Here is a 1,013-nt window from a genome sequence, read left to right on the forward strand (position 1 = left end):
TCCGCCGCCTACGAGCCGACCACAAAACCAGCCATCAATCACCGCAAAACACGGCCGCTTGACATAGGAGCAACACGTTGGCGCCGGGTTGACCCGCGATTTGGTGGGTGCCCCCGGCGTTCGGTAACCTTGCATTACCCGTCGCGGGGTGGAGCAGCTCGGTAGCTCGCTGGGCTCATAACCCAGAGGTCGCAGGTTCGAATCCTGTCCCCGCTACCAGCGGAAATGACCCTAGAGGTGTGACCTCTGGGGTCATTTTCACGCCGCGTGTGAACGGATTTGTGAACTCTACCATTTGCTGAATGTCTGTGGGCTATCCCGAATCTCCCTGGTAGTGCCCAACACGGATCAGTCACTGTCAACGGTTCAAGATTGCTATGTCGGCTCCGGTGCGCTCCGCATGGGACCTCGCCGAGGGCGGCGTGTTCGATGGAATCGAGATGAAGCGTTCCTCGACTGGCCGCGATGCGACGGGCCAACCTAGGAGACTGCTGATTTAGTGGCGCGGGTTTCGGCGTGGCTGAGTGGGTTTGGTGCGGGTTGCCGCGAGGATCGGTGCGTGGCGTTGGGATGTGAGGTTCGGCAGGGCCGATTCGATGATGTGATGCTGCTGGTGGGTGATCAGCTGCCGGTGGGCAGTATCTATCGGCTGTTGGCTGAGCACGGTGGCGCGTTGTTTGGTGATGAGTATTTCGCCGATCTGTTCAAGGCCTCGACGCGGGGTCGCCCGACGGTGCCGGCGCGGGTGGTGGCCACGGTGATGCTGCTGCAGGCCTATGAGGGGCTCTCTGATCGAGAGGCCTGTGACCGGTTGGCATTTGATCTGCGCTGGAAGGCTGCCGCCGGGTTGACGGTGGCGGCGGCGGCGTTTCATCCGACGGTGTTGGTCGGGATGCGTAACCGGCTGCGGGCTTCGGATCGGCCGCGGCGGTTGTTTGAGGTTCCCCCGCTTTTCTGGAGGCTTCTGATCTTGGTCCACTGGATCAGGGAAGGAGTCGATGATGTCACGGCGT

General features: G+C 61.7%; 1 protein-coding gene and 1 tRNA gene. Both read left to right on the forward strand.

What is annotated here, in order from left to right; all coding sequences use genetic code 11:
• The first annotated feature begins 142 nt into the window (after window positions 1–142).
• Window positions 143–219, forward strand: a tRNA-Met gene (locus AWC14_RS07925).
• Between the two features lie 340 nt (window positions 220–559).
• Window positions 560–1,013, forward strand: a 454-nt coding sequence (locus tag AWC14_RS07930; RefSeq protein WP_249026310.1) for a transposase, incomplete at its 3' end; no start/stop codon positions are given.

Source organism: Mycobacterium kyorinense, from assembly GCF_002101735.1.
Lineage (GTDB): Bacteria > Actinomycetota > Actinomycetes > Mycobacteriales > Mycobacteriaceae > Mycobacterium > Mycobacterium kyorinense.